Source organism: Vibrio sp. HENC-03, assembly GCF_000305755.2.
GTDB lineage: Bacteria > Pseudomonadota > Gammaproteobacteria > Enterobacterales > Vibrionaceae > Vibrio > Vibrio owensii.
The window spans coordinates 15,504-29,404 of the sequence record NZ_JH976129.1 but is presented as its reverse complement, the minus strand read 5'-3'; the positions used below and the strand labels follow the sequence as shown (position 1 = coordinate 29,404).

9 protein-coding genes are annotated in these 13,901 nt (G+C 45.8%); 7 read left to right on the top strand and 2 right to left on the bottom strand.

Translation table 11 applies throughout. From position 1 onward, the window contains the following. Window positions 1–69: 69 nt before the first annotated feature. On the bottom strand, window positions 70–2,868 hold the full coding sequence (gene barA / locus VCHENC03_RS03470) for a two-component sensor histidine kinase BarA (protein WP_009707599.1): 2,799 nt from the start codon (window positions 2,866–2,868) through the stop codon (window positions 70–72). 192 nt (window positions 2,869–3,060) lie between these two features. On the opposite strand from barA, the gene rlmD reads away from it, so the two are divergent. The 5 genes from rlmD to eno all read left to right on the top strand — a co-directional run bounded on the left by rlmD (window position 3,061) and on the right by eno (window position 10,919). Beyond that, on the top strand, window positions 3,061–4,380 hold the full coding sequence (gene rlmD / locus VCHENC03_RS03475; protein WP_009707598.1) for a 23S rRNA (uracil(1939)-C(5))-methyltransferase RlmD: 1,320 nt from the start codon (window positions 3,061–3,063) through the stop codon (window positions 4,378–4,380). A gap of 127 nt (window positions 4,381–4,507) precedes the next feature. Further along, window positions 4,508–6,727: a GTP diphosphokinase gene (relA, locus tag VCHENC03_RS03480; protein WP_005436441.1), complete on the top strand. Its 2,220-nt coding sequence runs from the start codon at window positions 4,508–4,510 to the stop codon at window positions 6,725–6,727. Between the two features lie 222 nt (window positions 6,728–6,949). Beyond that, window positions 6,950–7,747, top strand: coding sequence for a nucleoside triphosphate pyrophosphohydrolase (gene mazG, locus VCHENC03_RS03485; RefSeq protein WP_009707597.1), 798 nt, complete (start codon window positions 6,950–6,952; stop codon window positions 7,745–7,747). A 151-nt stretch (window positions 7,748–7,898) separates the two neighbouring features. Next, window positions 7,899–9,539 (top strand): CTP synthase, encoded by a 1,641-nt coding sequence (locus VCHENC03_RS03490; protein WP_009707596.1) that lies wholly within the window; start codon window positions 7,899–7,901, stop codon window positions 9,537–9,539. 78 nt (window positions 9,540–9,617) lie between these two features. Further along, the gene (gene eno / locus VCHENC03_RS03495) at window positions 9,618–10,919 is read left to right on the top strand and encodes a phosphopyruvate hydratase (RefSeq protein ID WP_009707595.1); all 1,302 of its coding nucleotides are present in this window, start codon (window positions 9,618–9,620) and stop codon (window positions 10,917–10,919) included. Window positions 10,920–10,998: 79 nt separating this feature from the next. Here eno and VCHENC03_RS26410 read toward each other — a convergent pair whose 3' ends face one another. After that, window positions 10,999–12,678: a discoidin domain-containing protein gene (locus VCHENC03_RS26410; RefSeq protein WP_009707594.1), complete on the bottom strand. Its 1,680-nt coding sequence runs from the start codon at window positions 12,676–12,678 to the stop codon at window positions 10,999–11,001. Between the two features lie 230 nt (window positions 12,679–12,908). Between VCHENC03_RS26410 and ftsB the strand changes: the two genes are divergently transcribed. Together ftsB and ispD are read left to right on the top strand one after the other, a co-directional pair. Further along, window positions 12,909–13,190, top strand: a complete 282-nt coding sequence (gene ftsB, locus VCHENC03_RS0126235; protein WP_005436434.1) for a cell division protein FtsB — start codon at window positions 12,909–12,911, stop codon at window positions 13,188–13,190. Window position 13,191: 1 nt separating this feature from the next. Further along, complete coding sequence (gene ispD / locus VCHENC03_RS03500) at window positions 13,192–13,899, top strand: 2-C-methyl-D-erythritol 4-phosphate cytidylyltransferase (protein WP_009707592.1); 708 nt, start codon at window positions 13,192–13,194, stop codon at window positions 13,897–13,899. Window positions 13,900–13,901: the final 2 nt, after the last annotated feature.

Genomic DNA, 13,901 nt, shown 5'->3' with positions numbered 1-13,901 from the left:
TAACCGAATACGAAAAAGCCAGAGTCGATGCTCTGGCTTTTTTATTACTCTGATTTATGCTGTCATTCTCTACTGCTCAAGATAGAGTTTCGCGGTGCTAGTAACCTTTATCATCTCATCTTGCAGTTCAAACATTTCTGGCTCGATGTCTTCAATACTAGCCCCTGAGCGCAGCGCTTGTTCTAAGGTTGCACACAATGACTTCAATCTCGGCACACCGCAGTAAGAGCTGCTGCCGTGAAGTTTATGCACCACATGGATAAGGTCATCACGCGAGAAGTCTTCTTGCTCTAATGCTTGATCGACCACTTCTTCCACCTCAGGAATAAAATCAATCAGCATGCGCAGCATGTCTTTGGCTAAGTCTTCTTTGTTGGCACTCTGCTTTAACGCTGCTTGCCAGTCGATGATGACGTCTTGCTGTGGTTTTTCTGGTGCTGGTGGTGCAGTTTCCGCAACAGGTTCGACATACGATGGCGCGATTTTGTCGACACTCTCAGTACAGGTATTTGGATTCCAATGAACCAAAACCTGTTGCAGTACATGCTCTTCAATTGGCTTGGTTAGGTAGTCATCCATACCCGCTGCCAGTAGTCGGTCACGTTCGCCCGCCATGGCATGCGCGGTTACCGCAATCACAGGGGTGTCTTTGTTCAGCTCTAGCTCTTTAATGTGCTGACAAGCCGTCACGCCGTCCATCAATGGCATTTGAATATCCATGAAGATCAGATCGTATTTCTTCTCAGTCGCGAGATTCACCGCTTGCTGACCATTGCTGCACGCCGTTACCGTTTCTACTCGCTCTTTTAGTAGCGCAGAGATCAGTTTCAAGTTGGCCGGGTTGTCATCAACCGCAAGCACCGTCAGTGGTAAGCGTTCATTCACCACTGGCTCAATTGGTGCAATTACCGCTTGTGGTGTTTCAACATGGTCCGTGATTAGGCTTTGTAGAAGCTTACGGCGTGATAATGGCTTGGTCAGACATTGGATCTGATGGTCGTTCATCACTTGGTCTGCCAGTGCCAGTTCGGTACTCGGCGTACCCATGATCACACTCGGCGCCATGCGTTTGGCTTGCTCAATCCAAGCTGCTACCGACTGTTCGTCGTAGGTTTGGTTGGCAGCCAAGTTCAACAAGACGTAATCGTAGTTCTCATCATTTTCTGGCAACGAGGAGCGGTAGGTCACCAGAATGCCTTCTTGGCTCAGGATCTGCTGTGTCACTGACGCCGCTTGCATGTTTGGTTCAACCAACAGCAATTGCTTACCAGTTAATAGCTCGACTTCAATCAGATCGCTCATTGGCATTTCAGTCGAGTGCAAGCGAACCGTAAACCAGAAGGTAGAACCTTGGTGTAGGCGACTGGTTAGGCTGATTTCACCGCCCATCTGGCTTACCAGTTTTTGAGTGATAACCAGACCAAGACCGGTACCACCATAGCGACGTGAAATACTTGCATCTGCTTGGCTAAACGCTTGGAACAACTGCGCTTGCTGACGTTCGGAGATACCAATACCCGTATCGCGCACCATGAATTGCAGTTCGACCGAATCACCAGATTGTGAGCGCATCTCAACGCTGATGTCGATGTTACCGCGCTCAGTAAACTTGATGGAGTTGCCGACCAAGTTAGTGAGGATTTGTTGGATACGAAGTGGGTCACCCACCAAGCCTTGCGGGATCTTCGGATCCACTTTCAAGGTGATTTCTAAACCTTTTTCGTGCGCGCTGGTAGCTTGTAGGTTGATTACTTCTTCTAAGCTCTCGCGGAATTCAAACGGAATGTTTTCCAGTGCCAGCTTACCGGCTTCCAGTTTCGAGAAGTCGAGGATGTCGTTGATGATGTTCAGTAGGTTGTTTGCGGACTTCTCAATAGTCTGCAAGTAATCCGTTTGGCTGTTTGAAAGCTGTGTTTTCAACATTTGACGGGTAAAACCAATCACACCATTCAGCGGAGTACGAAGCTCGTGAGACATGTTCGCTAAGAATTCGGATTTCACACGTGCTGCTTCTTGGGCACGCTTCTTCGCGATGTCTAATTCCACGTTCTGAATCTCTAGCTGTTCCAGAGTCTCACGCAAGTCTGACGTCGCTTGGTCTATACTGTGCTGCATCTCAACGTGGTATTCCGACAGCGAGACCGCCATGGCGTTGATACCGTTTTTCAGCTGGTCTAACTCACCGTGCATTTTGCCTTCGATACGCACATCAAGGTGACCACGACGAATGCGGTCAACCACGTTCTTCATGTGGGTGATCGGTTGGGTTACGTCATGCATGAGGCGAGAGGCGAATACACTCGCGAGACCAAGACCGAGGATCAACACCAAGAACGCAGAGAACACTTCTTGGTATTGTTGTAATCGAAGTGACGAAAGGTCCATTTCTACTGCGATGTAGCCGATGGCTTTTGTGCCCTGATTCTCATTTGAGAGCTCCGAAAGATAGTGACCTTCAGATAGAATCGGCACGCGCAGAATAAGCGAGTTATCGAAGATTTCCGAATTGCCTAATTGAGGGATAGGCTTATCCTTCGGGAACATCAGAGCTTCAAAATTGGGATGGAAGTTAGAAGTAACGAAAAGCTCATGATTTTCATCGAACACCGCGATACTACGAACCAGCTTCGAGTTTTTGCGGTGGGCGTAACTGATAAGGCGACGAACGGCTTCGCGACTTTCGGAAAGTAGGTGAGTTTCACTGGCAATCGCAAGCGGTTCGATGATGCTATTGCCTGTGGTGATAACTTGTTTCTCGAGGTCTTGGTAGCGGTTAAATGAGAAAAAGCCGCTCAGTAATAAACCAATAATGAGAGTGGGAGCGAGAGTTAGTGTAATTACACGTGCTCTTAAGCCATATCTGGTCATGTTATCTAATTACATCGGAGTCTGGATATGGGAAAATAACGCATTATTTCTCAAGCGCACGATAAAGCCTTGAGCAAAGAAGTGACGTCACCGGATAAACGGTAAGCATAATCAAGTCACTCGAATCACACAACGGCTGCAATCAAGAATAGTGAAGCAGTAGAGCAATTAGACACAAATCAGGCACAGAGCATGGCACGTATCTTTCAACCTAAAAAGAAAACGCAACTGAATACCCGCCACCAAGCGGTACAAGTGGAGCGTTTGGATCACCACGGCGCAGGCATTGCTTACCTTAAGAAGAAACCATTGTTTATTGATGGTGCGCTACCGGGTGAGGAAGTGGTAACCCAATTGGTGGAAGAAAAGAGCAAATTCGCTCGCGGTAAGTTGATTAAAATCCTTAAACCGAGTGACGCTCGCGTGGAGCCGTTTTGTCCGCACTACCATGAATGCGGTGGCTGTGACCTGCAGCATTTGAAGTATGACCAACAATTGACGCACAAGCAGCAAACGCTTCGCCAGTTGATGAGAAAATTTGCCGGCAGTGATATCGAGTTGGATGCGCCTGTGTTGGGTGAGTCTCTTGGCTACCGTCGCCGTGCTCGTGTGAGCTTGTTCGTAGATAAAAAGACTCGTCAGTTGCACTTTGGTTTCCGTAAGAAACAGAGTAAGCAAATCGCGCAAGTGACAGACTGCCCAGTGCTCGCACCTGAGTTGAATGTACTATTGCCAGAAATCTACTCGACGTTAAAAGCGTTTAAGAAGCCAGAGCAACTTGGTCACGTAGAGTTGGTGCTAGGCGATAATGGTCCATGCATCACATTGCGTCATCTAAGCAAACTGACTGAAAAAGAAACCAACTCATTGGTGGAATTGGCGAAGCGTCACAATGCATCGTTCTACTTGATGCCAGAAACCGATCAGCTTGATTTGATTGAGGGCGAAGTGCCTTTCTATCAAGAAGCGGGTGTCACCGTGCCATTTACGCCAAATAACTTTATTCAAGTTAACCAAGCGGTAAACCAGAAAATGGTCGCTCAGGCAGTAGAGTGGTTAGACCCACAAAGTGACGAACGAGTGTTAGATTTGTTCTGTGGTCTGGGTAACTTCAGTTTGCCTATCGCGAAACGTGCAAAACACGTGGTTGGCGTAGAAGGCGTGGCAGAAATGGTGGAAAAGGCGGCAAATAATGCATCTTTGAACCAAATCAATAACGCGCAATTTTATCACGCTAACCTTGAGCAAGATTTTGAAGGGCAAGTTTGGGCGGCTGAACAATTCGACAAAGTGCTGCTTGATCCGGCGCGTGCTGGCGCGAGTGGGATCATCGATCAAGTTTCTGCGCTTGGCGCACAGCGTGTAGTTTATGTTTCGTGTAATCCTGCTACCCTTGCAAGGGATAGCCAGAGCTTGCTGGAGCAAGGCTACCAATTAACCAAATTAGGTATGCTGGACATGTTCCCTCATACCAGCCATCTAGAATCGATGGCACTGTTTGAAAAGTCCTGATAATTGGGACTTTGTTGATCACTTACACGTGGTGGGTGGTCAATAAGCCAACGCTTAAAGCTTGGCACAAGAACTAACCTGGATGGTGTTAGTCAAACCACACAAATATAATAATTAGGATGATGAGATGGTTGCGGTAAGAAGCGCGCATTTAAACCAAGATGAACAGTTTGAACTTGAAAACTGGGTGGCTAGCCTAGGTCAAGAGAAGAACACAGCGAAACGCTTAACCGAAGTGTATCGTGATTGCCAATCGATTTTGGCGAACCACGAGCAGGCGGAGCTTTTGTTGTGGCGTGGACGAGAGATGATCGAAATCTTGATCACCTTGTCGATGGATAAAGCGACACTCGTTGCTGCGCAACTGTTCCCTTTGGTCTCAAGCGGTGCTTTTGATAGAGAACTCCTTGAGGAAAAATACAGCAAAGAAATCATTAAGCTGATCGATGGCGTCGACGAAATGGCGGCAATCGGCCAGTTGAATGTAACAATGGATGGTGGTGCTGCCTCGTCTCAAGTAGATAATGTTCGTCGTATGTTGTTGGCCATGGTGGATGATTTCCGCTGCGTGGTCATCAAGCTGGCGGAACGTATCTGCAACCTGATTGAAGTAAAAAAAGCGCCGGACGAAGTTCGTCGTGCAGCGGCAAAAGAGTGTGCAAACATCTATGCGCCTCTGGCAAACCGCCTTGGTATTGGTCAGTTGAAGTGGGAAATCGAAGATTATGCCTTCCGCTACCAACAACCAGAAACCTACAAGCAAATCGCGAAGCAATTGGCTGAGCGTCGTATTGTCCGTGAACAATACATCAAAGACTTTGTCGACGACCTTACTCAAGAAATGACCGTATGCGGCATCAACGCAGAAGTCAGTGGTCGTCCAAAGCACATCTACAGTATCTGGCGCAAAATGCAGAAGAAGAGTCTGGCGTTTGATGAATTGTTTGACGTACGTGCGGTACGTATCATCGCTGACAAACTTCAAGACTGTTATGCCGCTCTGGGTGTGGTTCACACCAAATACAAACACTTACCAAGTGAGTTCGACGATTACGTTGCGAACCCGAAACCAAATGGCTATCAGTCCATCCATACCGTGATTCTTGGCCCTGAAGGCAAGACCATCGAGATCCAGATTCGTACTAAAGAGATGCACGAAGACTCGGAGCTAGGTGTTGCAGCGCACTGGAAATACAAAGAAGGCGCAAGCAGCCGCAGCGGTTACGATGAGAAGATCACGTGGCTACGTAAGCTACTGGATTGGCAAGAAGAGATGTCCGACTCTGGCGAGATGTTGGATGAGCTGCGTAGTCAGGTATTTGATGACCGCGTATATGCCTTTACCCCACGTGGTGATGTCGTCGATCTACCGATGGGCGCAACCCCATTAGACTTCGCTTACCACATTCACTCAGAAGTGGGGCATCGTTGTATCGGTGCCAAAGTAGCGGGTCGTATCGTACCGTTCACTCATAAACTGCAAATGGGCGATCAGGTTGAAATCATCACCCAGAAAGAACCAAACCCTTCGCGAGACTGGTTGAACCCGTCGCTAGGCTTTGTGACTTCAAGCCGAGCGCGTGCGAAGATCAACGCATGGTTCCGCAAGCAAAGTCGTGAGAAGAACCTAGAAGCGGGTCGTGAAATTCTAGAACACGAACTGGCGAAAATCGGCGCCACACTGAAAGACGCTGATAACTACGCATTGAAACGCTTTAACGTTAATAGTGCCGATGAGTTGTATGTTGGTATTGGTAGTGGTGACTTGCGTATCAACCAGATCATCAACCACATCAACGCATTGGTGAACAAACCAACAGCGGAAGAAGAAGACCAGCAAGCGCTAGAAAAACTGCAAGAAGCAGAAAGTCGCGCGCCAGCACAGAGTCGTCCGAAGAAAGATGCGGTCGTAGTGGAAGGCGTTGATAACTTAATGACGCATCTAGCGCGCTGTTGTCAGCCTATCCCAGGTGATGAAATCGCAGGTTACATCACCCAAGGTCGTGGTATTTCGGTGCACCGCAGTGACTGTGAGCAACTTGAGGAGCTTCGTCATCACGCACCAGAACGTATCATCGATACCGTCTGGGGCAGCGGCTTTGTCGGTTCTTACATCTTGACGGTTCGTGTTGAAGCAATGGAGCGTGGCGGTCTACTTAAAGACATCACAACGCTATTTGCGAACGAGAAAATCAAAGTCACCAGTATGAAGAGCCGCGTCGATTACCGCACGCAAATGTCGATCATGGACTTTGACCTTGAAGTGACCAACCTTGAAGTGTTCTCACGCGTCTCGAAACGTGTTGAGCAAATTAAGGATGTCATGTCGGTGAAACGCTTAGGCTAATTTTTACGTCGTATTTGGCTTTCTAGCGGCGTTAGCTGCACTTATATCCGGAATGCCGGCCCAGTCCATCTCATAGACAAGCTATGCTCATGGGGCTCATAAGTTTGCTGCCTTGCCAGAAGAACCAACGACTTAGTAAAAACAGTTAGAAAACAAATTAAAGGTGAGTGGTTTTGACTGCTCACCTTTTTCTTTAGATAGAAAGGTTTAAAGGAACAGAAAATGAGTCATCCAATTGAACAGTTAGAACAAATCATGGCGAAGCTGCGTGATCCAGAAAGCGGTTGCCCTTGGGACTTAAAGCAAACCTTCGACACTATTGTTCCGCACACTATCGAAGAAACCTACGAAGTAGTGGATGCGATTCAAAACCGCGATTGGCCGAACTTGCAAGAAGAGTTGGGTGACTTATTGTTCCAAGTGATTTTCTACAGCCAAATGGCGAAAGAGCAGGGACTATTTGACTTTTCTGATGTGGTGGAAACCGTTAACGAGAAACTGACGCGTCGCCATCCACATGTTTTTTCAGAAGTAGAGTTTGATTCTGAAGAGGCTATTAACGCTAATTGGGAGGCGGAAAAAGCCAAAGAGAAAGCGCAAGTAGGCAAAGCTGAAGAAAGTATTCTAGACTCAATACCAAACTCTCTACCTGCGCTTTCACGTGCTACAAAGATCCAGAAAAAGTGCGCAAAATTCGGCTTTGATTGGGACTCGCTTGGCCCTGTTGTCGGAAAAGTGCAGGAAGAAATTGAAGAGGTGATGGAAGAAGCGCTTCAAATTACTCCGGATGAGGAAAAAGTCGAACTTGAATTAGGCGATCTTTTATTTGCTACCGTGAACCTGTCTCGTCACCTAGGGAAAGACCCTGAAGTGGCACTGGCAAAAGCCAACTTAAAGTTCTCGAAACGCTTTAAAGGCGTGGAAACTAAAGTTGCAGCGCACGGTAAGCAGCTCAGAGACTTTACTCTAGATGAACTCGATTCCATGTGGGATGAAGTGAAACGAGAAGAGCAAAGCTGAAATTGCATGAATACTCGACTTTGATTTGAAGCAAAAAATAAAAAATTACGGTGTGATAGATTTCACGTTGTGGCGGTTAGGAGCTTCTGGTATATTTACGTCCCGTCCAGAAGCACTCCATTTCCCTCATTCAACCAATTTCAGGTTAAACATGACGACAAATTACATTTTTGTTACTGGCGGGGTTGTATCCTCTCTAGGTAAAGGTATTGCAGCAGCATCTCTTGCAGCTATTCTAGAAGCTCGTGGTCTAAAAGTGACTATGATGAAGCTTGACCCTTACATCAACGTTGATCCAGGCACAATGAGCCCAACTCAACACGGTGAAGTGTTCGTTACGGAAGATGGCGCAGAGACTGACCTTGACCTTGGTCACTACGAGCGTTTCATCCGCACCAAGATGACTAAGCGTAACAACTTCACTGCTGGTCGTGTTTATGCAGACGTACTACGTAAAGAACGTCGCGGCGATTACCTAGGTGCAACCATTCAGGTTATCCCTCACATCACTAACGCTATCAAAGACCGCGTAATCGCTGGTTCTGAAGGCCATGATGTTGCTATCGTTGAAGTCGGTGGTACGGTAGGTGATATCGAATCACTACCATTTATGGAAGCTATCCGTCAGCTTGCTGTAGAACTAGGCCGTGAACGCGCAATGTTCATGCACCTAACGCTAGTTCCTTACCTAGCAGCTGCAGGTGAAGTGAAAACTAAGCCAACTCAGCACTCTGTTAAAGAGCTGCTATCTATCGGTATCCAACCAGATATTCTTGTTTGCCGCTCTGATCGTATGATCCCAGCGAACGAGCGTAAGAAAATTGCGCTATTCTGTAACGTTCCTGAGAAAGCGGTAATCTCAATGAAGGACGTAGATTCAATCTACAAGATCCCTCAACTTGTTAAGTCTCAAGGTCTAGATGACCTAGTTTGTGCTCGCTTTGGTATCAACGCACCAGAAGCTGACCTGTCTGAATGGGAACAGGTTATCTATGAAGAAGCGAACCCAACTGGCGAAGTAACTATCGGTATGGTCGGTAAATACATCGAACTACCAGATGCTTACAAGTCAGTAAACGAAGCACTTAAACACGCAGGCTTGAAAAACCGTCTAAACGTCACAATTAAATACGTAGACTCTCAAGATGTTGAGACGAAAGGCGTAGAAGTACTTGAAGGTCTAGATGCAATTCTAGTACCTGGCGGCTTCGGTGATCGTGGTATCGAAGGTAAGATTCGCGCAGCACAATACGCTCGTGAAAACAAAGTACCTTACCTAGGTATCTGTCTAGGCATGCAAGTAGCACTTATCGAATACGCGCGTAACGTAGCGGGTATGGAAGGTGCACATTCAACAGAATTTAACAAAGACACTAAGTACCCTGTGGTAGGTTTGATCACTGAATGGGTAGACGGCGAAGGTAAAGTTGAAGAACGTACTGAAACGTCTGACCTAGGTGGTACGATGCGTCTTGGTTCACAGCTGTGTCACCTAGAGAAAGGTACGAAAGCTCGTGAACTATACGGCAACGCGACAATTCATGAGCGTCACCGTCACCGTTACGAAGTAAACAACAATCTTCGTCCGCAAATCGAAAAAGCAGGTCTGAAAGTATCTGGCCTATCAGCGGACAAAAAACTAGTGGAAATGATTGAGAACCCAGCTCACCCATGGTTTGTAGCGGCTCAATTCCACCCAGAATTCACCTCGACGCCTCGCGATGGTCACCCACTATTCGCAGGTTTCGTTAAAGCTGCAGGCCAAAACGCTCGCGGCGAATTCGAGAAGTAAAAGGATACGGGCAGCGGCAAAGGTTGTACTGCTGCCCTTTAAAATTGACATTTATATTTGAAACGAGAGGAAACATTAATGTCTAAGATCGTTAAAGTTCTAGGTCGTGAAATCATCGACTCACGTGGTAACCCAACTGTAGAAGCTGAAGTACACCTAGAAGGCGGTTTCGTAGGTATGGCAGCAGCTCCATCTGGCGCATCTACTGGTTCTCGCGAAGCTCTTGAGCTACGTGACGGTGACAAAGCCCGTTTCCTAGGTAAAGGTGTTCTTAAAGCTGTTGAAGCTGTAAACGGCGCAATCGCTGAAGCTCTAGTTGGCAAAGACGCTAAAGACCAAGCTGCAATCGACGCAGTAATGATCGAACTAGACGGCACTGAAAACAAATCTAAGTTCGGTGCGAACGCTATCCTAGCTGTTTCTCTAGCAAACGCTAAAGCTGCAGCAGCAGCTAAAGGCATGCCTCTATACGAGCACATCGCTGAGCTAAACGGCACAGCTGGTCAGTTCTCTATGCCTCTACCAATGATGAACATCATCAACGGTGGTGAGCACGCAGACAACAACGTTGACATCCAAGAGTTCATGATCCAACCAGTTGGTGCTAAGACTCTTAAAGAAGGTCTACGTATCGGTGCTGAAGTATTCCACAACCTAGCTAAAGTTCTTAAGTCTAAAGGCTACAGCACTGCAGTTGGTGACGAAGGTGGTTTCGCTCCTAACCTTAAGTCTAACGCTGAAGCTCTAGAAGTTATCGCAGAAGCTGTTGCAGCTGCTGGTTACGAACTAGGTAAAGACGTTACTCTAGCTATGGACTGTGCTGCATCTGAGTTCTTCGACAAAGAAGCTGGCATCTACAACATGAAAGGCGAAGGTAAAACTTTCACTTCTGAAGAGTTCAACCACTACCTAGCTGAGCTAGCTAACCAATTCCCAATCGTTTCTATCGAAGACGGTCTAGACGAGTCTGATTGGACTGGCTTCAAGCACCAAACTGAACTACTAGGTGACAAGCTTCAACTAGTAGGTGACGACCTATTCGTTACTAACACTAAGATCCTTGCTGAAGGTATCGAGAAAGGCGTTGCTAACTCTATCCTTATCAAGTTCAACCAAATCGGTTCTCTAACTGAGACTCTAGCTGCAATCAAGATGGCTAAAGACGCAGGTTACACAGCAGTAATCTCTCACCGTTCTGGCGAAACTGAAGATGCAACTATCGCTGACCTAGCGGTAGGTACAGCTGCAGGTCAAATCAAAACTGGTTCTATGAGCCGTTCTGACCGTGTTGCTAAGTACAACCAACTAATCCGTATCGAGGAAGCTCTAGGTGAGCGCGCTCCTTTCAACGGTCTTAAAGAAGTTAAAGGTCAAGCTTAATTCTTAATTGAATTAACCGCTTAACTTAAAGCTTTTAAAACACCCTGCCTTGGCAGGGTGTTTTTTTCCAGTTCACTTTCTATATATTTCCTTTCAGAGTAAATTCTGCTAATTGTAAGAATTCTGAACCATGGTTTTTACTGATCTCCAATTTAATGTACTGATAACTTAAAGGAGTAGCTAGCTGATAGAACTTTGTCTGAAATCTTTTGGTAAAACTTTGCTGTGTCTGGCTATTTAGTATTTGCCAAGTGACACCATCATTACTGCCAAGTAGTTTCCAATTTTGAGGATCTCGGTCCGAGGCATCATTGGCTGATGTCAAAGAATACTGATGTACGGTAACCGGTTTTGGGAAGTAATATGTGATGTTTCCAGTTGAACTAAAAGTTAACCACTTGGTCGCTATATTTCCATCGAATGCATGAGAGTGATCTTCCTTTGGAGCATTACTTGCTGAAGCCGAAGATGTGCCAGGATATTGTTGAGTTAGGTTTACTACTGTTGGGAAGTTGCCGAGCAATTCAACTTCTGCTAACTGAATAATGTTGGCTCCCGCATTTTCCGTTATGTTTAAACGGTAGTAACTGAAAGGTATAGATGGCGAAAAATCATAGTTTCTCGTTTGATGCCTAGAAGTAAAAAATTGGTTATCTTGACTATCTAATGTTTGCCATTGATGCCCATTAATTGAGCCTTGTAGTAACCAAGCCTTAGGATCTCGAGTTGCGACGTCATTCGCTGAAGTTATCGTATATCTCGATACAAGGGCGGGCTTGTCGAATTGATAACTTATCCAACCCGTATCGGCGAAGCTAAGCCATTTAGTATTATTACTGTTGTCAAAGGCATTATAAGCCGTCTCATAAGGCTTGTTTTCGTCTGAGGCTTTGATATTTTTTTCTAGGGCGACGGCTAGATCTTTATTCCTTTGAGATTCTCCATCACATTGCCCTATTGCTTGATAATGAATACTTGTTGGGCAATTATTACCGTTATCATGCAAGCAAGTTTGATATTCACGCCATAATTCATCTACGGTGCTTGAAAAAAAATCTGTAATGTCGTTTTGCCAATTAAATCCACTAGAACTTCCCGCATACTTGTTTAATTCGTAAAGAAAGTCTCGTTGATCACCATTTGCAAGTAACTTGTGCCTTAACCAATCAATCCAAAAGGCACCTAGATCATAAGAACTATTGTGGTCACCACCCAACGTTCGCTTCTCTTCCAGCGATTTGAATTCGGTCAGGTAGCGAACTGCATCTGCAACGCCTTCTAGAGTGCCACTTCCTTGTTCAAAATTAGAATTTTGGTAAGCATGAACCAACTCATGCACTAGTATACCTTTAATCTCAGCTTCAACCTTTTCACTTGGCAAGCTTTCTAAAAAGCAGCTGTTTATGTATATGTTTGTGCTATTTATACCACTAGATTTATAAGCAACTCCGTCGCAATTCGGATTGTTGAAGGGGTGAATAGTAATTTTTAAATTGCTGATATAAGGAACTTCGTTTACATCTAAATACAATAATTGATTTAGCTTAACTATATGTTGGAGAGTAAAGTCTCTGTAGTTTGGTAGGTTAGTTACAAATAACCGTCCCCCTGGGCTATTGGTATCGATACTGAACTGTAAGTTATTTGGCTCTAACGAATCTTTCCAAAGATCGTCACATTGCGATGCATATAAAGGAAGAGGGCTTGAAAGGCAAAAGGTTAGCCCTAGTTTAAATAGATTTTCCTTATTATTTCTCATATTTACGTCCCTATTTTTGATTATCCTGATTTGAACTATCAGGTTCGACAAAATGAACGATGTTTCAGAGCTCGGGTTAGCGTTGGCTGACTTTTGTTTTCAACGATGCTAACTTAAATTAATGTGTAAGGAGTGTGTGAGTCTCTTTTTATGCCCTAGAGCCAACCACGCATTTATGCTATATATGTCACCTTATCTAATCCCTTCCGGTACAGAATGTTAGCAACGATATGCGAATCTTTGTTATAGCCCTTACGTTACTGTTTGGCTGGCTTCAATATACCCTCTGGTTTGGCAAAAACGGGGTGTCTGACTACTACACAGTAGAAGATGAAATTGAAGTGCAGCAGCAAGTAAACAGCAAGTTGCAAGCTCGTAATAACGAGATGTTCGCTGAGATTGATGACTTACGACAAGGTCTTGATGCGATCGAAGAACGTGCGCGTCACGAACTTGGTTTGGTCAAAGATGGCGAAACCTTCTACCGAATCGTAGGTGAGGATGAACAATAAGATGTTGGATACTTCACCATCTCATATTGCTATCGTGCCAGCTGCTGGCGTTGGTAGTCGAATGAAGGCAGACCGTCCAAAACAGTACCTGTTGATTGACGGCAAAGCGGTATTGGAACATACCGTGGAAAAACTGCTTTCTCACCCAAAAATTTCTAAGGTTGTCGTAGCTATTACCGACGGTGACCCATACTACCCTGAACTGTCCATTGCCCAGCACCCAGACGTGATTCGTGTGGCTGGTGGTAAAGAAAGGGCAGATTCTGTGCTTTCAGGGCTAAACTATGTAAGTACACATCTTGAGAGCGAGTGGGTTTTAGTTCACGACGCAGCAAGGCCATGTGTACTCACATCCGATATTGACCATTTGATCGACGTTTGTAGCGCACACCCAACAGGTGGCATCCTTGCCTCTCCAGTGAGAGACACAATGAAGCGAGCAAACGTGGCACAAGATATCGATCATACGGTAGATAGAGAAGCATTGTGGCATGCATTAACTCCACAAATGTTTAAAACTCAGCAGCTTACTCAAGCACTGGCTGACGCATTAGAACAAGGTGTAACCATCACTGATGAAGCCTCGGCTTTGGAATGGCTAGGCGAAACGCCGGCACTTGTTCAAGGGAATGCGAATAATATAAAAATTACTCAGCCAGAAGATCTTGCGTTAGCCGAGTTTTATCTCAGCCGTGAGCGCGGCGAATAAAG

Coding starts and splice junctions, on each gene's coding strand:
- relA (WP_005436441.1), top strand. CDS start 4,508: ATGGTTGCGGTAAGAAGCGCGCATTTAAACCAAGATGAACAGTTTGAA.
- rlmD (WP_009707598.1), top strand. CDS start 3,061: ATGGCACGTATCTTTCAACCTAAAAAGAAAACGCAACTGAATACCCGC.
- ispD (WP_009707592.1), top strand. CDS start 13,192: ATGTTGGATACTTCACCATCTCATATTGCTATCGTGCCAGCTGCTGGC.
- VCHENC03_RS03490 (WP_009707596.1), top strand. CDS start 7,899: ATGACGACAAATTACATTTTTGTTACTGGCGGGGTTGTATCCTCTCTA.
- barA (WP_009707599.1), bottom strand. CDS start 2,868: ATGACCAGATATGGCTTAAGAGCACGTGTAATTACACTAACTCTCGCT.
- VCHENC03_RS26410 (WP_009707594.1), bottom strand. CDS start 12,678: ATGAGAAATAATAAGGAAAATCTATTTAAACTAGGGCTAACCTTTTGC.
- mazG (WP_009707597.1), top strand. CDS start 6,950: ATGAGTCATCCAATTGAACAGTTAGAACAAATCATGGCGAAGCTGCGT.
- ftsB (WP_005436434.1), top strand. CDS start 12,909: ATGCGAATCTTTGTTATAGCCCTTACGTTACTGTTTGGCTGGCTTCAA.
- eno (WP_009707595.1), top strand. CDS start 9,618: ATGTCTAAGATCGTTAAAGTTCTAGGTCGTGAAATCATCGACTCACGT.